The 16501-nt window shown below is 36.0% G+C and carries 18 protein-coding genes; 9 read left to right on the forward strand and 9 right to left on the reverse strand.

What is annotated here, in order from left to right; all coding sequences use genetic code 11:
* From ACR2F7_RS17345 to ACR2F7_RS17370, 6 genes are all read left to right on the forward strand, one after another.
* On the forward strand, window positions 1-470 hold a 470-nt coding region (locus tag ACR2F7_RS17345), incomplete at its 5' end, for a hypothetical protein (RefSeq protein WP_432714793.1).
* On the forward strand, window positions 470-2464 hold the full coding sequence (locus ACR2F7_RS17350; protein WP_432714794.1) for a hypothetical protein: 1995 nt from the start codon (window positions 470-472) through the stop codon (window positions 2462-2464). The genes ACR2F7_RS17345 and ACR2F7_RS17350, both read left to right, overlap by 1 nt.
* Complete coding sequence (locus ACR2F7_RS17355; protein WP_432714795.1) at window positions 2427-2906, forward strand: lysozyme; 480 nt, start codon at window positions 2427-2429, stop codon at window positions 2904-2906. Before ACR2F7_RS17350 ends, ACR2F7_RS17355 begins: the two co-directional genes overlap by 38 nt.
* 1 nt (window position 2907) lies before the next feature.
* Complete coding sequence (locus ACR2F7_RS17360) at window positions 2908-3354, forward strand: hypothetical protein (protein ID WP_432714796.1); 447 nt, start codon at window positions 2908-2910, stop codon at window positions 3352-3354.
* Window positions 3355-3408: 54 nt separating this feature from the next.
* A complete protein-coding gene (locus tag ACR2F7_RS17365) occupies window positions 3409-3852 on the forward strand; it encodes a hypothetical protein (protein WP_432714797.1) in 444 nt (147 codons plus the stop codon).
* Window positions 3853-4020: 168 nt separating this feature from the next.
* Window positions 4021-4629, forward strand: a complete 609-nt coding sequence (locus ACR2F7_RS17370; protein ID WP_432714798.1) for an NUDIX hydrolase — start codon at window positions 4021-4023, stop codon at window positions 4627-4629.
* Window positions 4630-4668: 39 nt separating this feature from the next.
* Here ACR2F7_RS17370 and coaD read toward each other — a convergent pair whose 3' ends face one another.
* The 3 genes from coaD to ACR2F7_RS17385 are packed head-to-tail and all read right to left on the reverse strand — an operon-like array spanning window position 4669 to window position 6510.
* Window positions 4669-5130 carry a pantetheine-phosphate adenylyltransferase gene (gene coaD / locus ACR2F7_RS17375; RefSeq protein ID WP_432714799.1) on the reverse strand — a complete coding sequence of 154 codons (462 nt, stop codon included), beginning with the start codon at window positions 5128-5130 and terminating at the stop codon, window positions 4669-4671.
* A 1-nt stretch (window position 5131) separates the two neighbouring features.
* The gene (locus tag ACR2F7_RS17380; RefSeq protein WP_432714800.1) at window positions 5132-5698 is read right to left on the reverse strand and encodes an RsmD family RNA methyltransferase; all 567 of its coding nucleotides are present in this window, start codon (window positions 5696-5698) and stop codon (window positions 5132-5134) included.
* Window positions 5689-6510: a DUF3822 family protein gene (locus tag ACR2F7_RS17385; RefSeq protein WP_432714801.1), complete on the reverse strand. Its 822-nt coding sequence runs from the start codon at window positions 6508-6510 to the stop codon at window positions 5689-5691. The genes ACR2F7_RS17380 and ACR2F7_RS17385 overlap by 10 nt, the downstream gene beginning before the upstream one ends.
* 58 nt (window positions 6511-6568) lie before the next feature.
* Here ACR2F7_RS17385 and ACR2F7_RS17390 point away from each other — a divergent pair, with 58 nt between their 5' ends.
* Window positions 6569-8020, forward strand: a complete 1452-nt coding sequence (locus ACR2F7_RS17390; RefSeq protein ID WP_432714802.1) for an ATP-dependent DNA helicase — start codon at window positions 6569-6571, stop codon at window positions 8018-8020.
* Window positions 8017-8706 carry an MCP four helix bundle domain-containing protein gene (locus ACR2F7_RS17395; RefSeq protein ID WP_432714803.1) on the forward strand — a complete coding sequence of 230 codons (690 nt, stop codon included), beginning with the start codon at window positions 8017-8019 and terminating at the stop codon, window positions 8704-8706. The genes ACR2F7_RS17390 and ACR2F7_RS17395 overlap by 4 nt, the downstream gene beginning before the upstream one ends.
* 407 nt (window positions 8707-9113) lie before the next feature.
* On the opposite strand, the gene ACR2F7_RS17400 is transcribed toward ACR2F7_RS17395, so the two are convergent.
* The 6 genes from ACR2F7_RS17400 to ACR2F7_RS17425 form a co-directional block, all read right to left on the reverse strand.
* Window positions 9114-9419: a hypothetical protein gene (locus ACR2F7_RS17400; RefSeq protein WP_432714804.1), complete on the reverse strand. Its 306-nt coding sequence runs from the start codon at window positions 9417-9419 to the stop codon at window positions 9114-9116.
* Between the two features lie 218 nt (window positions 9420-9637).
* Entirely contained in the window at window positions 9638-10378 is a 741-nt protein-coding gene (locus ACR2F7_RS17405) for an SRPBCC family protein (RefSeq protein ID WP_432714805.1), read from the reverse strand.
* Window positions 10379-10451: 73 nt separating this feature from the next.
* Window positions 10452-11681, reverse strand: coding sequence for a peroxiredoxin family protein (locus tag ACR2F7_RS17410; protein ID WP_432714806.1), 1230 nt, complete (start codon window positions 11679-11681; stop codon window positions 10452-10454).
* 878 nt (window positions 11682-12559) lie between these two features.
* A complete protein-coding gene (locus ACR2F7_RS17415; RefSeq protein ID WP_432714807.1) occupies window positions 12560-14269 on the reverse strand; it encodes a protein-disulfide reductase DsbD family protein in 1710 nt (569 codons plus the stop codon).
* Between the two features lie 7 nt (window positions 14270-14276).
* Window positions 14277-14723 carry a protein-disulfide reductase DsbD domain-containing protein gene (locus ACR2F7_RS17420; RefSeq protein ID WP_432714808.1) on the reverse strand — a complete coding sequence of 149 codons (447 nt, stop codon included), beginning with the start codon at window positions 14721-14723 and terminating at the stop codon, window positions 14277-14279.
* A 92-nt stretch (window positions 14724-14815) separates the two neighbouring features.
* On the reverse strand, window positions 14816-15892 hold the full coding sequence (locus tag ACR2F7_RS17425) for a PLP-dependent cysteine synthase family protein (RefSeq protein WP_432714809.1): 1077 nt from the start codon (window positions 15890-15892) through the stop codon (window positions 14816-14818).
* 184 nt (window positions 15893-16076) lie between these two features.
* Between ACR2F7_RS17425 and ACR2F7_RS17430 the strand changes: the two genes are divergently transcribed.
* The coding region (locus ACR2F7_RS17430; protein WP_432714810.1) for an Lrp/AsnC family transcriptional regulator at window positions 16077-16501 on the forward strand (425 nt) is incomplete at its 3' end.

The following is a 16501-nucleotide window of genomic DNA, read 5'->3' on the forward strand; positions in this document are numbered from 1 at the left end:
CATTGGGAGATAGTTTATTAAAAACATTCAGTGGATTCTTAGGGAAATTCGGTGATTTATTAATCGAATATGGTGCTGCTGCAGTGCTAAAGGGAAAATTAGACGTGGCTGCTTTAATTCCAGGGGCTGGTATTCTTGCAGGTGCAGCAGCTATTGCAGCAGGTGTGACTTTAAAATTAGCAGCAGGTGCTTTTAGTGGTTTACTCGGTGGTGGTAAAAATGATAAAGGTGGAAAACGTACAGCATTTGCTAATGGTGGTATTGTATCATCACCAACTAATGCAATTTTTGGTGAATATCCAAGTGCTGGAAGGGGTAACCCTGAGATAGTAACACCATTAAATAATCTCAAAGGAATGCTTGGTGATATGGGCGGTGGCTTTGGAGGTCAAGTAGAATTCAGAATTCAAGGAAATACCCTAGTTGGTATTTTGAATAATGAACAAAAAAAGCAATTCAGGACTAACTAATGGCATACGGGATAAAATATAAATGTGCCTTTGGTTCAATAAAAGGTAATAAATACAAAATATATATATTAAAAAAGGACTACAATTCAGCTCAAATTGATATGAGGATGGGCGGTACACCTGTAGAAATAAACTATACAAATAACAGTGAGAATAAATTTGAAATAATAAGAGGTAGTGAGTGTATCTTAAATATTTTCAGTGAGTATGATGGTCAATTTACTGAAATAATGACTGCAGATGCAAAAGAATTTCAAGTTCAAATTTGGAAAAATGACACTCTTCATTGGCAAGGTTATGTTATCCAAGATAATTACTCAGAGCCTTTTGTATCAGCTCCATATCTAATATCATTAAGAGCTACTGATGGTCTAGGCGATCTAAAATTAATGGATTTTGCAGATGGAAATGGCACAGTATATCTTGGTGATTTAACCTTTGCAGAAGCTATTTTAAACTGCTTAGGCACATTAAAAAACGGTACACAACTCATTACATCAAATGATATTTTCGAGTCTAGAATAGACCGTAATAGCCTTAAAAATGAAGCCTTTAATAACCTCACCGTTAACCCTTTTATATTTTTAGAAAATGATTTAAACGCTTTGAAATGTGATGAGGTATTGAAAATGGTTTTAGAATTATTTCAATGCTATATATACTATAAAGAGGGCAAATACTTTGTTGAAAGGGTTAATTATAAAATTAACGAGGTAATAACCAGAAGAACATATAATATCAATTTTGAAGGTATTCAAGATGCTACAAATCCTATAGTTTCAACTGAAAATATCAGGAAATCTATATCAAAAACAGGTGATTTGATATTTATCGGTGGTGATCATAATTCAAGTTATGTACCTGCATATAATAAAGTTGAAATTAACTCAGAAATTCAAGATCCTTCAAATTTATTACCCAATAATTATTTCAGATTTTGGGATACTGGTTCAACAATTCCAGTGTCTTGGAATAAATCGGGAAATATTTCAATTGCTAAAAGAGCTTTTCCAAAAAGTGGTGATGCAATATTTATTTCAACTAAGGCAGAAGATAATGCTATTAGCTATTCAACTAATATGGTATTTCCAATTAGAAATGCATATCAAGGTGTATTGACAGATAACAGCAATGATGAATTAAGTATGAAAATTGGGTACGCAGGTAACCTAAGATTTATGGTCAAAGCCACTACACCTAGTGGTGTATATTATTTGTATTGTGAACGTAATACAGACGAAGTAACCAAAATTGAATATAGAGCTGAATTTAAAAATACACCTGCTATGTGCAAATTACCTGCACCATCTGGAGGTAGGGTAAATGAGAATAGAGAGAGTTGGTTTAGTGTTGAATTATCTGCTACCATACCAGATGGTACAACAAAATTAGATTTCGGAATAATGCCTTCATTCACAATGCCAAACTATAATGCTGACTGTCTTGTCAGGGAATTCACGCCAACTATCAAAGCTGGATCATCAGCAAGAAGTTACGGTGATAATTTTTCCATCACATCAAATAAAAATGTAAAAGAGACCTATGATGAGCTTCAGCCTTCTTTAGGTGAGTTTGACAACATAGGGTTAACCAACCAAATTTTGATCAAAACTGCATCTGCAAAGCTCCCTACAGCTAATTGGTACAGAGAAGGAAAAACAGAAAGTAAACCATTATTTCAGCTTGCAACGCAAAGTATTTTGAATCAATATAGGCAACCGTTTAGGCTGTTTTCAGGCTCATTTCAAGGTGAGTTTGATTATGGGAAGGTGTATGAAATACAGACGCTTACAGGGTTTTATTTGCCTTATAAAAGTAATACTAATCTCAAAATGGATGAACATAGAATTGATTTTTTTGAGTTACTAGATGATAGTGAAGTAGCAAGTGATAAGTACGTGAAAATGGTTAACTATAAGGATGGTGAATATACCACAAGAAATAATGCAGTTGTAAATGGCGCAAGGCCAGTTAGAGGTGGAGGAAGAAATTAATATGAAAATAGATATAAAAGGTAGAGAGCTAATATATAAAGAAGAGGGTGTAGTGCTTAGTGCATATTTGGATAGCGTTAAAATTCCAACAATAGGAGTAGGGTTTACTTTTTATCCAAATGGTGATAAGGTGAAAATGGGTGATAAAATCACCCATGTTAAATGCGATGAAATATTTGATAAAATAGTTGTGCAATTTGAGCAAGCAGTTAATAAGGCTATCAAGGTACCCATTACCCAAAATCAATTTAATGCAATGGTATCTCTTTGCTTTAATATTGGTGTCAAAGCATTTTCTGATAGTACATTAGTCAAAAAGATAAATTCAAATTCATCAATATTAGAAGTTGAAAAGTGGTTTACTGCTTGGTGTAATGCAGGTGGTGCACCAATATTACTAGGTAGAAGAAAACGTGAGTTTAAAATTTATACTACTACATAGGATGGAGTATTTATCAAATTTACTATCATTGAAATTATGGTTTTTAAAAATTATTGGTTTATTTCTGATATGGGTTGAACCAGCTAGGCAGATAACAGGGTTGTTAATATTTCTAATTGTTGTTGATGCTATTACAACTATCTGGTTGAAAATAGATAGGAATGAAAGAATAAATTTGAAAGAATTTCTCATTAAGCAGATAAAGGACGTTACCCTATTTTTACTATATATATTAACGATCCATTATTTTCAAGTGGCATATTTGGGTGAGACAATGGGTGTATTTAAGATATTGGCAGGTATACCAATTATTGCTTTGTTAAGTGGTATTGTTGAAAATATTGAAAGCCTTACTGGTTTATCCGTAGCCACGAAATTCAAGGAAATTGTTACTGGGATTTTTGGAAAGCTAAATGATAAAGTTAACCCACCAAATGATCAAGCATAAAAAAACCTACACCTTTTTACAGGTATAGGTCATATTAATTAACGCTCTAACTCAATGTTAAAGAATAAAAAATCATCAAACCACTTTATTTCAATAAATATTTATTTTACTAATATCTTTAGTAATTTTGTTGCTATGGAAACGGATAAATTTAATTTTGGTTATGCACTTGTTTTTGCTTTAAATGCTTGGGTTAGGGGGAACGGTCATTTATCTTCAGCAATCGAGAACCCTAGTAGATTCTTAGGTTATGATGATAAATTAATCATTGATCTTACAACATTGGATGAACCATATCAAGTGAAATTTATAGAAACAAGCTTGAAAGAATATACTGATAAAATGCTGGTAGCACTCGAAAAACCTATTGGCGATTTTTTATTAACTAATAATTTTCCTCCTGTCATACTTGATATTCAATTTATCTATGCAGGTACAATGGTAAAATCTGTAAAGTATTATCCAAGTACAACTATATTGAATGCTGTAAAAAGGTAGAAGTAATTATTGTATTTTTGTCTCTGTTACAGTTGATAGAAATGGTAGAAAGACGTAGAAAAAGTGTAGAAAATGCCTTTTAAAAACCGCTTTAAAACCTATTTGAACAGGGTGTGACTTTCTACGAGAAATACAAAAACCGCTTTAAAATATATTTGAACATATACTATGAATAAATACAGAATATATATCAACGAGAACACTTTGTTTTTAACAGATACCTTACCTGAACAAAGTAATCAATTACAACAACTTGATTTACAATTATTTGATTTTTTAACATTTTATAAAAATTTAGATAAGGGATCCAAAAATCAATATGTTTTACTAACTGAAGACCCCAAAGCGGTGTATAAAACGATCAAGAAAAACTGTATGCTGATTAAAGCGGCTGGTGGCTTAGTTCGCAATGCAGACAATGAATACCTATTTATTTTCAGAAATAAAAAGTGGGATCTTCCGAAAGGAAAGGTAGAAAAAGGTGAAAAAATGAAAGATGCTGCGTTACGTGAGGTAGAAGAAGAATGTGGTGTAAAGATTTTAACCATCGGCGACAAGCTTTGCAAGACCTTCCATGTTTATGAAATAGGCAATAAAATTGTGCTCAAAAAAACAAATTGGTACGATATGACCGTGAAAGGTGTACCAAAGCTGATTCCACAAAAGGAAGAGGGCATCACTAAAGCAGCTTGGTTTGGTAAAGATGAATTGAAGCCACTGCTTGAAAACACCTATTTATTAATATTTGATGTTTTAGCTGCCGGAAAGCTTTTTTAACAAGCCTTCCGGAATTGCTCTTTCATTAATTGCCATAGCCTATAAAAAGGCTATGGCTTGCTGAGGTACAAATTTACTGACATCACCATGGTTACGCAAAATATCGCGGACTATGGTGGAGCTGATGGCAGAATACTCAGGTTTAGTCAGGATAAAAATGGTTTCTATACCGGGCATCATGGTTTGGTTAATTTGAGCAATAGGGCGTTCATATTCAAAATCACTTACCGACCTAATTCCCCTGATCATATATTGAGCGTTAAGCTGCTTGCAGAAATTAATGGTTAGTCCTTCATAAAGTTGTACTTCAATATTGCTGAATTCAGCAAAGGTAGCCTTTACAATTTCCAAACGATTTTCTGCAGAAAGGAAACTTTGTTTGCTGCTGTTTAACCCAATGCCTACCACAATTTTATCAAATAGGGGCAGGGCGCGCTTTAAAATGTCAACGTGAGCAATGGTTATGGGGTCAAATGAACCGGGGAATAAAGCTGTTTTCATTTTAAAGGATATTAGGTTTTTCAAGAAGAGACTCTGGTTTTTCAAAAAAGCTAAATGAAGAATTACCATATTTCCTGGTTTCCTTATAACCCAGTTGGGCTTCTAACCTTAAATTGGTAGGGTGCTCCACAATTAACACACCATTATCGGTGAGCAAGTTGTTTTTAAGCACCAGCTCAGAAATCAATGGAATGGTAGGTAAATCATAAGGGGGATCAGCAAAAATAATCTGGTAAGATTTTTCGTGTTGCTCCAGAAACTTAAATACATCAGCCTTTTGAACATCGATGGCCTGCAAGTCATATTTTTGAATCACAGATTTTACCCAATAAACACAGCCAGAATGTTTGTCGACCGCGGTAATTGCAGAAAGTCCTCTGGAAGCAAACTCAATGCTGATGTTACCTGTGCCACAGAAAAGATCGAGCACTTTACAATTGTCAAAATCGTAGGCATTATACAAAATATTAAATAAGGCTTCTTTAGCCATGTCTGTTGTAGGTCTGACCGGCAGGTTCTCCGGTGCATTTAAACGGATGCCTTTAAGCCTTCCTCCAATTATACGCATAAGTCTATGGCTAGTAAAGTACTGTAATAATAAGCTGGCATGTCTTCCAGAATAGTGCAGTCAATTTCCTCGTTGCGAGGTAAACTGAACTTTAATTTTTTAAAATATTTTTGAAGAATAGTATGGTTGCTGTCTTTCTCGTTGATGATTCCGCATAAAAATACCGGTACTTGTGTTAAATCAAGTTTCAGTTGTTTAATCAGCAGCAAGAGATAATAGTTGAACTCCTCGGCATTTTCTATGTCGAAACTATTCTTAAATACCAACTTGTTGTTAGCAACCTGAACCACCGTAAAGGAACCTGCTGTAAAGTCAAACAGTAAACCCTCAGCAACATTATCCGCCAGGTTCAATAAAGCAATACTTTGTTCGTGCTTGCTGGCCAATGTGAAGTGCAGGTCAAGCTCGTCTTCTATTTTTTGCTCCAGGTTGAAAATGGAGGTGAAATCAAATGCAGGGTTATTTTTGATATGTAAGGTCTTGCCGGCATCACCTGAAAAGAAGTTTGTATATGCGTTAAGGTCTTTAGCATTGTATAATTCATTAGGAACAGTTATACAATTATTGGTAGACACAGCAATTTTAACCTCTTTATAGGGATACTTAAGGTAAGGGTCGTTTTTTATTTTTGTTTGGAGCGTTTGCAGCATGTCACTGCAGGCTTGTTCATCAAAAACAGCCTTTAGACTTCTACTTTCTTGATTAACAATGGCATATGAAAAACTATCATTCGTTATTCGCAGGAGCAAATTACATTGTGGGGCCATATTTGGATCGAATTCCGGATCAAGGAGCAGAATGCTGTTCTTCATATTCATCTTAGCAAAATTAATTCTTTTTTCTATAACCACACCATTGCATATTTGTAAAATGGATAAAGCAATGATGATTGCACAATCTTATCCTTTTTCTCCTACAGCAGAGCAGCTGAATTTTTGCCATCAAATGGCTCAGTTTTTAATGGGGGAACTGGATGGAAAGTGTTTTATTTTAAGAGGTTATGCAGGTACAGGGAAAACAACTTCTGTGGCTGCCTTGGTAAAAGCATTGCCTTTATTTAAATTAAGGGCTTCCTTGCTCGCACCCACAGGGAGGGCAGCAAAAGTGATGAGCAGTTATTCCGGGCGTATGGCATTGACCATACACAAAAAAATATACCGTAAAAAAGTCGCTGTTTCTACGGAAATGGCTTTTCAGCTTGCGCCGAACCTCGCCGAAAACACTTTATTTATTATTGATGAAGCGTCCATGATTGCTGATGAGTGGAACACTCAAAATGGATCAAGTTTTTTAAAGGACCTGATGGAGTTTGTCTATAACCAGAAAAATTGCGCTGTTTTATTTGTGGGTGATACCGCACAACTTCCTCCTGTAGGGAGTTTGGATAGTCCTGCTTTAAATAAAAAACACCTCATAGATACCTTTCACCTGCATGTTGTGGAAGTAGAACTGAAAGAAGTAGTGAGGCAGGAGAAGAAATCAGGAATTTTAGCCAATGCCACCATGTTAAGGCAATTGATCAGTGATGGCAGCAAACAGCAGGAAAATGGAAGTTTAGCGAAAGTTAATCTTCCAGCATTTATGACGGCAGGTTATAAAGATATCTTCAGAATGACAGGGCTTAAATTAGTGGAAGGACTGGAATATGCTTACCGCAAATATGACGTTGAAAACTGCCTGGTTGTTTGTCGCTCTAATAAATCTGCTAATGTGTATAATCAACAAATTAGAGCACGATTGCTATATAGAGAAGAAGAATTAACTGGTGGTGACCAGATTATGGTGGTGCGTAATAACTATTTTTGGTTACCCGATAGTGAGTTTACCTCATTTATTGCCAATGGGGATATGGCAAAAGTAACCAGGGTGCGAAAAGAAGAGGAGCGTTATGGTTTTCGTTTTTGTGAAGTGCAGTTAGAATTTTTAGACTATCCACAAGCTGGCAGCATCACCTGTAAAGTGATGCTCGATACCCTTCAGGCAGAAACCCCCAACTTATCTTATGAGCAAAGTAAAAAACTTTATGAGGGTCTTTTGCTAGATTATGAGCATATTACGAATAAAAGAGAACGTTTGCTTGCAATTAAGGAAGATCCTTATTATAATGCACTTCAGATTAAGTTTGCTTACGCCGTTACTTGTCATAAAGCACAAGGTGGTCAATGGGATGCCGTTTTTGTAGACCAGGGTTACCTTACCGAAGAAATGATTGACCTTGATTTTTTAAGGTGGTTGTATACCGCAGTAACGAGGGCAAAAAGAGAGTTGTTTTTAGTCAACTTTGCACAGAATTTATTCACCACTCCAATGGAAGACCTATGAAATTTGGCTATTCAATAAAAAATAAAATGACCATCGCCTTGATGCTTTTCTGCATTATGGGCTGTTCTATCTTGATCAGGATACTAGAGGATAAGAGCATCAAGGACATGAACAATGCTTTTGTATCTATGTATAACGATAGGTTGATTCCGGCAACAGACTTGTTTCACTTAGCCGAGAATGTATATGGAAAGCGCTATCTTTTAGAAGAAGCCTTATACAATATCGATTCTATAGCCATTGACCACAGTTTCTTAAAGCATCAGTTAGCCGTTCAAAATACCATTATTGATTCGCTGGTAGGCAAGTATGAGCAGACCTTTTTAATTAAACAGGAAAGAAAACAGCTTGATGAGTTGAAGACTCAGTTAATAGATACCAAAAAAATGGAGAATGAGATATTATCACGAAGTGATGATCATTCGATAGAAGCAGCCAGGTCGCTGTTCGAAACGAAGGGTAAAACTTCATTTAGTACCACCACTAAAAAATTAGCAGAGCTCACAAAAATCCAGACTGAAGTAGGGCAAGAGTTAATCAGGAACTCAGAATTTGCAGTTTCTGGGTCCCGGATTTACTCTAGCTTACAAATAGCACTGGCTATTGTTATCGGTATTTTAATTGTGTCGATTGTTTTCGCCTCCAATGTGGTGAAAATCCCTAACGACAAATTTAATATGAATTAGTGATTTTCTTGTTTTCTGTTGGCAACAGCGGTACGGTATATAGCAACGATTGCAATTACCACGCAAATAGGAACAAGAATAGAAAATATTTGAGAGTTACTCATTATTGTGCTGCAGATTGTATTCATGATTAAAATTTTTTGATGAAGGTAGCTATAAATGAATAAAATTTAAAATTATATAGCTTAAAAAATTTAAGGAAGCAGCTTTCAAAACAGCCTAAAAATAGTGAATGAGGGGTTTTGAGTATCCCATGTGGCTTGTAATCAATGATGTAATAAAGGGGCTGAACTTCCCGGAACAACCCCTTATATGAGTATCGATATCCACCGATTAAGAATAATAAGACAAACTTATGTCAAAGCCTGGATTCAAAAAATGACTGTGGTCACATTTTTTGGCTATCTCTAATTAACCATTGCTTTAGAATTCCTGAACAAGTAAGATTCCATTTCGTAGGTTTCTGTGATGTTTGCCTGGAGCTTATGAATTAGCGTATCTACGCCATTATCTAATTCGTTAATTTCTTCTATATAATATTGAACATCGTCGGAGAAAATATGTATATGATAATTTTTAAAATGCCTGTATGCGTTAAAATACAACTCACTTACGTGTTTAAACGAATTTAAACACTCTATCATGTCTACATTTAAATGATAGGCAGTTGAATAAAGTTCCTTTAACTCAGTTATTTTATCGTTATTCATCATATGGAAAGTTTTTTAGTTAATAAATCATACGCTAATATATTAATATTATTTATTATCTGTTAATTTTCGTATTTATTTTTAACATATTTTTTTAAGTAGGAGTGTAGTTCTTTAATGTTGCCCTAACATAGTTAAAAACCCAGTTTACGCAACAAAGGGTCGTCTTAAGAAAAAGACAACCCTTTGAATATTTTTAATTTAACTTCTAAAAAAGTAATTTATCTTGTGTCTGTCAAGCCTGCAAAACTCCTAAAGTCTGCTTGCTCAACATATTGTTTGAAATTTTGGATGTCCTCACGGATCATATTTTCGAATACACCATTAAACAAAGAAGCAAGTCCACGGCCTACACTTCCTGCAGGTGGGAAGTAATTAATTTCCACTAAAAGCTCAGTGTCTGTGCCGTTTAATGCGTCCCGGAATTCTACTTTTCCTGCGTTATCAACCATAGATCCTTCAATAGATTGCCATCCTATATAATAGCCTTCTTCCTCTCTGGTAATTTCTGCATTCCAGCTTAAGCCAATCAGGTTGCCTGGTGTATTAGCCACCCAATGAGACTCTTCATTTGTTAAGGTTTCTACAGTTTTCAGGTGCTTCATGAACTTAGGAAGGTTGGAAAGGTCTCTCCAAAAGTCATTTACCGCTTTGCGTGGTGCATTGACGGTAATACGCTCTGTAATATTGATAGCTTGCGGATCGGTGGTGTCTTTACCTAGTTTTTTATAAACCGGACAAAAGCCTGTAGTTCCACGGTAAAGCAACAATCCTGCGGCAGCGGTTCCTATGAGTCCAAGAATAGGGTGTTTAATGATATTTCCCATTCCTTTGAAAAGCAAATAAGTTCCCGCCACTACAGACAATGCTCTTTCGCCCTGATCGATGTTAGGGTCTTCATTTACACTTAAGTCAATATGCTTAAGTTTATTTACAATTTCAGTCGTTGATGGCATGTTCATATTTCCAGTATTTGTTCTAACTGAACAAATAAGGATCTGGAAAGTTTGACTTTATCTTTTTTGGTTCTTTTAATTATTTGCTTTCCAGTAGTTTGTTTATTTTTTTCTCGAAATCTTCTTTATATTTAATATGGTATTCTCCTGTACCAGGACCAGCAAAATCTGAAGTGATAGAACTTACTTTACCAGATTTATCCAAAACAATAGTACTTGGAAAAACACTTATCTTCGTTAGTTGTGGTAAAGTTTTCTCTGTTCTTAGTGGATCATTCAAGGCTACAGGCGTAATTAAAATTGGGTATTTAACATTAAATCTCTTTTGAAATTTACTTAGGCTACTTTTTGACCTCGCCACATCAGTAGTATACTCATAAGCCAGGCCAATCACTTCCACACCTCTGTCTTTATTTTTGTTATAGAATTCGCTTAAAAAAGCTGTTTCATCCATACAGTTCGGGCACCAGCTTCCCAATAATTGAATAATCACTACTTTATTTTTATACTTCTCATCTTTAATAGATACCTGTTTTCCATTTAGGTCCTTAAAGCTGAAGTTTAATGTACCATCTTCACCATCTTTAAGTCTTAAATCATCATTGAAGGCTAATTTAACAGTATCATCTTTTTTCGCTTCCCAATTTTGCACTGGGGCATTGCTGCTGTAAATGATGCCATTTTTAAGGCTGTCTTTTGTAACATTGGCTTTAAATACCATGGCGTGCACACCATCGAAAGTAGAGATAGAAAGTTCATCACCAGATACAATACCTGATAGATAACGGTAATCTCCTGAAGGGGTGAGGATGGAGCCGCTTACTTTATTTCCATTTTGTGTAAAATCACCTATTGCGGCATCGTCATTACCTTTACCAAAGTTAACTGCCCATTTGCCTTGCACTTGTTGGGCGGCATCGCCTTTTGTGGCCTCAAATCGATGTGCTATATTTGCTGATGCTGTAAAAGGCATCACTACATCTTTTACACTTCCTCTTTTAATCCAGGTGCCAGAAAGACTGTCTTTCGATATAATCTTTAGTTTGAATGAGGATTCAAAAAAGGGCATGTTGATAAACAAAGAGTCTTTTACCTGGCGAACATCATCAACCAAAAGTTTCTCTGGTTCGTTGACTACATAAAGCACAGTTTTGCCTTTCAGTTGCTCAACAGCTAAATTGAAAACTATTTTGTTGCCGTCGCTTCTATGTAAAGCAGCATTCCACATTCCCTTTTGCAAAGTTGACTGTGCATTGGCACCCAAAGAAAGTAGCGCAAATAAACTAAGTATTGTTGTTTTTTTATACATGATCAATTATAATTAAATGAACGCATCTTCGCCGTTTTTAATATAAAGAAGCCTGATATGCTCTATAAAAGCATTGCTATTTCGATAAAATGACGTTATAGCAATTATTTTGTCTTTGTAAAAGCGAAAAGCTTCTATATTGAAGTTAAAGGCTTATTGCGATCTCCTATAGAACAAAAATACGCAAGGTTGCCTTTTAAAACTAATATTGACGGTATATTCTTCCTATTCTGATGAAAATTTACTTAACCTTATCAATTCAGGAGATGAATACCAGGCAAATCATTAATGTTTCGTTAAAAAACTATAGTTACCAGCTATTTATTTCTTTATTTGTGGGTTGTTGTTTGTAAGGCATTGGGAAGGCCTTTGTATATCGATCTATATAGGAAGGCCCTACGAAGGCCCTACCAACGCCCTCTGAACGCTATGGAAACTATTAGGGGTATGTCTTATCCTGAATAGGCTATACATGTATTGAATTAATACTGAATTTACTATACAACTAATTTTGGTAATTCTGCCTGAGCTTTAGAGTCAGCATTTTGCTTGATTGATCAACTTGATTTTTGTGTGTAATTTAATCATGAATAGTGTATAACTTTCATATGAATGGACAGGTAACTGTACATCTGCATATATATTACCGGATATTGTTTACAACGAATTACTCATTCAGATTGATCAATGTTGAGTTTAGGCTAGAATAATATTACCTTGGAAAAACAAGCAGCGATAGCGGAGGAGAGGTGATGAACGGCAAAACCAAGGCGGCATCCACCAACCTTGGTTATTATTATTGCACCATATTATTATTCAAATTTTACTTTTATCCTTTATCAGGAAATATCTTCTGTCAGGGGGAAGCCTGGAATATTTTATTTAGCGCTGGCATTGAATTTTTGCAAGCCTGTTTGCAAGAACTCAAGGTAAGCTGCGGGATCATAATTTGCACCCGTTGGGGTTGTCATCACCTTTTCCTGATGATCTAATAGCACGTAGAAAGGCTGCGCATTAGAATTAAACCTTGAAGCCTGCAGATCGCTCCATTTGTTGCCAATGGTATTGATGTTTTTTCCACTAAAAGAAGACTTAAATTTTTCTTCAGGCAGCAAGTCGGTTTTATCATCTACATAGAGCTGGATGATGACATATTCATTTTTAAGCTTCTGGTAAACCTCTTTGTCGGGCCACACATTTGCTTCCATTTTTCTACAGTTTACACAGGCATGTCCGGTAAAGTCGAGCATGACAGGCTTATTTACTTTTTTAGCGTAAGCAAGACCTTCATCATAGTCAAAAAACACGTTTAAGTTAAGTGGGGCATGGAAAATATCGCTGTATTTATGGTTATGGCTTTCGCTATCTACAGGACCAGCAGAGACACCACCAGTTAAGGTAGGTGTATAAAGGTCTAAATCTTGTGTACCCTGAGGAGGCAGAAATGCGGAGATTGACTTCAATGGGGCACCCCAAAGACCAGGAATCATGTAAACACTGAAACCTAAAACTACAATAGCCATTAATAAACGGGGTACAGAGATGAAATGAAGCGGACTATCGTGCGAAAATTTCAGTTTACCAAGCAGGTAAAGGCCCATTAAAGCAAAAATCACGATCCATAAAACCAGGAAGATCTCCCTGTCAAACCATTCCCAGTGGTAAGCAAGGTCTACGTTGCTTAAGAATTTCAGGGCAAAGGCCAATTCTAAAAATCCTAATACCACTTTTACACTGTTTAACCAGCCACCAGATTTCGGTAAGGCACTTAAAGCAGAAGGAAATAAGGCGAAAAGCGCGAAAGGGATAGCAAGGGCAAAAGAAAAGCCAAACATCCCAATAGCAGGGCCCAATAAGGCACCACTTGTAGCTGCCTGCACTAATAAAGTGCCAATAATTGGTCCTGTGCAGGAAAATGAGACAAGGGCAAGCGTACCGGCCATGAAAAACAGACCAGCAATACCACCTTTGTCAGAATTGGCATCCATTTTATTTACCCATGCTGAAGGTAAGGTAATTTCGAAAGCTCCTAAAAATGAAATTCCGAAGACCACTAATAACAGGAAGAATAAAAAGTTAAAGATGCCATTGGTAGAAAGACTGTTTAAGGCATCGGCACCAAAAATAACGGTAACAATTAAGCCTAATACCACATAAATGAGGATGATGAAAAAACCATATAATGCGGCTCTGGAAAATGCAGTTCCCTTGTCGTTACTTTTGGTAAAGAAACTTACCGTTAAAGGGAGCATGGGGAAAATGCAAGGCATTAATAAAGCAGCCAGACCACCGATGAAACCTGTGATGAAAATGCTCAGGAAAGAACTTTCCACTTCAGGTTGAGCTAAGGATGCATCAGCACTTTGAACTTTGGTAATTGCAGCAGTGTCTTTTGCAGCTGGAGCAGCAGCAGGCTGATCTTCAGCAGTACTGTTGACAAAGGTACTACCTTCGGTTTCGCTGATGTCTGTAAACTCAATATCTGCGGTAAGAGAAGTGTCGGTACTGGTTTGTGCTATTGCCTTAATATTAAGGAAAATACAACAAAGCAGTAGCCCTATAAACACTTTAAGTGATGTTGAAAACATATTAAATTTATTTTACAGGGATGCTAAAGTTGATTTCAGAAGGTGGAAGGCATTGCTCATCATTACAGACCATAAATTCTATAGTGCCTTTAACGATGGCCTTTGAGCTGTTTAACTTTACCTTTTGTTGGAAAATGACAGACTTCTCAAAATAGGTCAGCTGCATTTTAAAGGCATCTTCATATTTGCTGATTGGTGTTGGCTCTGTTGGTTTACCAATTAAAGAATAGGTTTTATCCGTAGGGAAGGTGAATGTTGTTTTTACTGGTCCGCCATCCTTAACAAATTGAGAATAGATATGCCATTTGTCATCAATAGTAGCTTTTAAAAATACGATAGCCTCAGTTTTGCTGATTCTTTTAGAACCATAGCTCCAGGTAACCGGGGTTAAAATTTGGGCCTTTAATGATACAGAAAACAAGGCAATGACCGCTAAAAGGATAAGTTTTTTCATTGGGAGTTCGGTTTGAAGTTGATAAAATTTACAGGAGCAACCTTTAAAGATATGCCCCTGTAGGTTTCAATTGTTGTTTGGTTGTTGTGGCATTAAAAAGATTCAAACTGGAAATTGTTCAGTCTGCTGATAGGTTCGTAATTGATAAATTCTGTATCAGGCGCTAAATAACCTTCTTTAACCGGCTCAACATTCATTAAGTCGGTGCTCAGGTATTTTTTATTGCTATCAGAAAAGACAGTGACTACACAACTGTCTAAGCCAAGCTCGTGTTGCAGTTTAATTGCACCGATTACATTGGCACCAGAAGAGATACCCACCGCCAGACCCAGCTGACTGGCTAGTTTTTGTGCCATTATGATAGCATCGCCATCATTGGCTTTAATTACCTTGTCTAAGGTGCTCAGGTTAACGATTTTAGGGATAAATTCATCAGAGATGCCTTGAATTCTATGACTACCCACTTTATGACCAGTAGTTAAAGTTGGAGATTCTGCAGGCTCTAAAGGATGGATTTTTACTGCAGGATTTTGTTTCTTCAAGTATTTGCCTACGCCCATAATGGTGCCACCAGTACCTACACCAGCTACAAAAGCATCAGGTGTTAAGTTATTTAAGCGCAGTTGTTCCCAAATTTCTGTACCTGTGGTATATTCATGTGCAAGTGGGTTGTCTACATTCTCAAATTGTTGAGGTAAAAAAACAGTTGGGTCTTCTTTGGCCATTTTCTCTGCAAGGGCAATACTGCCTAAAAATCCACCCTGTTCTTTGCTGATCAGTTCAATTTCAGCACCCATGCTTTTAATAATATCGATTCTTTCTTTACTTAACCAATTTGGCATCAGTATTTTAACGGGATGGCCTAATGCTTTACCGATGGCAGCAAAAGATATCCCTGTATTACCACTTGTGGCTTCAACAATTAAATGTCCTGGTTGGATAGTACCCAATTTATAGGCATTGTATAAAGTAAATAAAGCTACCCTGTCTTTAATGCTTCCTGTTAAGTTATAGTGTTCACATTTAACGTGAATTTTCCCTGGCTTACCTTTGTAGGTGTAATTTAGGGCAACCATTGGTGTATTGCCCACCATGTGCCATAAATGTTCAAATTTATGTTTTAGGGAAAGGTCTAAACAAGACTCTTTTGTTGATGTTGCAGCTATCATTTTGTTGTAAAGCTAGTGATTGATATTGCGGTAAAATTGAGTATAGTAAACTTAATAGTCAATACATAGCTATATCTTCCATAAATTTTATGGAAAATTGAGTAAATATTGTGATTTTTTATATTTTTATAGCATTAAGAATATCGCAATCCTTATAATTTTCAATTAAATAAATCCTATAGAAATGCTAGAAGAATTAGACCAGACAGATGTAGAAATTTTAAAGCTGCTACAAATAGATGCTATGCAAACCAACAAGGAGATGGCCTTTAAACTGAATAAGTCTATAGGTACCATTCATGAAAGAATACGGAGGTTGAAAGAACAAGGCTATATTAAGCGTGTAGTGGCTATTTTGGATCGTAAAAAGATCAACAGGACATTAATTGCCTTTTCTCAGGTTTTAATGAAAGAACATACGGCTGTGGCATTAAGTGAGTTTGAGCGAGAGGTGGCTAAGTTTAGCGAAGTGATGGAATGTTTCCAGATGACAGGGGCATTTGATTTTATCCTTAGGATTGCGACGAGCGATATGGATACCTATCATCTTTTTTTAAGAAATAAGCTTTCTACACTTCCAAACATCAGTACGGTGCAAAGTTTTTTTGT

The sequence above is a fragment of the Pedobacter sp. genome (assembly GCF_045628745.1).
GTDB lineage: Bacteria > Bacteroidota > Bacteroidia > Sphingobacteriales > Sphingobacteriaceae > Pedobacter.

What these genes read in the sequence shown, in the direction of transcription:
- ACR2F7_RS17350 (WP_432714794.1), top strand. Translation starts at nt 470, where the DNA reads ATGGCATACGGGATAAAATATAAATGTGCCTTTGGTTCAATAAAAGGT.
- ACR2F7_RS17355 (WP_432714795.1), top strand. Translation starts at nt 2,427, where the DNA reads ATGGCGCAAGGCCAGTTAGAGGTGGAGGAAGAAATTAATATGAAAATA.
- ACR2F7_RS17360 (WP_432714796.1), top strand. Translation starts at nt 2,908, where the DNA reads ATGGAGTATTTATCAAATTTACTATCATTGAAATTATGGTTTTTAAAA.
- ACR2F7_RS17365 (WP_432714797.1), top strand. Translation starts at nt 3,409, where the DNA reads ATGTTAAAGAATAAAAAATCATCAAACCACTTTATTTCAATAAATATT.
- ACR2F7_RS17370 (WP_432714798.1), top strand. Translation starts at nt 4,021, where the DNA reads ATGAATAAATACAGAATATATATCAACGAGAACACTTTGTTTTTAACA.
- coaD (WP_432714799.1), bottom strand. Translation starts at nt 5,130, where the DNA reads ATGAAAACAGCTTTATTCCCCGGTTCATTTGACCCCATAACCATTGCT.
- ACR2F7_RS17380 (WP_432714800.1), bottom strand. Translation starts at nt 5,698, where the DNA reads ATGCGTATAATTGGAGGAAGGCTTAAAGGCATCCGTTTAAATGCACCG.
- ACR2F7_RS17385 (WP_432714801.1), bottom strand. Translation starts at nt 6,510, where the DNA reads ATGAAGAACAGCATTCTGCTCCTTGATCCGGAATTCGATCCAAATATG.
- ACR2F7_RS17390 (WP_432714802.1), top strand. Translation starts at nt 6,569, where the DNA reads ATGGATAAAGCAATGATGATTGCACAATCTTATCCTTTTTCTCCTACA.
- ACR2F7_RS17395 (WP_432714803.1), top strand. Translation starts at nt 8,017, where the DNA reads ATGAAATTTGGCTATTCAATAAAAAATAAAATGACCATCGCCTTGATG.
- ACR2F7_RS17400 (WP_432714804.1), bottom strand. Translation starts at nt 9,419, where the DNA reads ATGATGAATAACGATAAAATAACTGAGTTAAAGGAACTTTATTCAACT.
- ACR2F7_RS17405 (WP_432714805.1), bottom strand. Translation starts at nt 10,378, where the DNA reads ATGAACATGCCATCAACGACTGAAATTGTAAATAAACTTAAGCATATT.
- ACR2F7_RS17410 (WP_432714806.1), bottom strand. Translation starts at nt 11,681, where the DNA reads ATGTATAAAAAAACAACAATACTTAGTTTATTTGCGCTACTTTCTTTG.
- ACR2F7_RS17415 (WP_432714807.1), bottom strand. Translation starts at nt 14,269, where the DNA reads ATGTTTTCAACATCACTTAAAGTGTTTATAGGGCTACTGCTTTGTTGT.
- ACR2F7_RS17420 (WP_432714808.1), bottom strand. Translation starts at nt 14,723, where the DNA reads ATGAAAAAACTTATCCTTTTAGCGGTCATTGCCTTGTTTTCTGTATCA.
- ACR2F7_RS17425 (WP_432714809.1), bottom strand. Translation starts at nt 15,892, where the DNA reads ATGATAGCTGCAACATCAACAAAAGAGTCTTGTTTAGACCTTTCCCTA.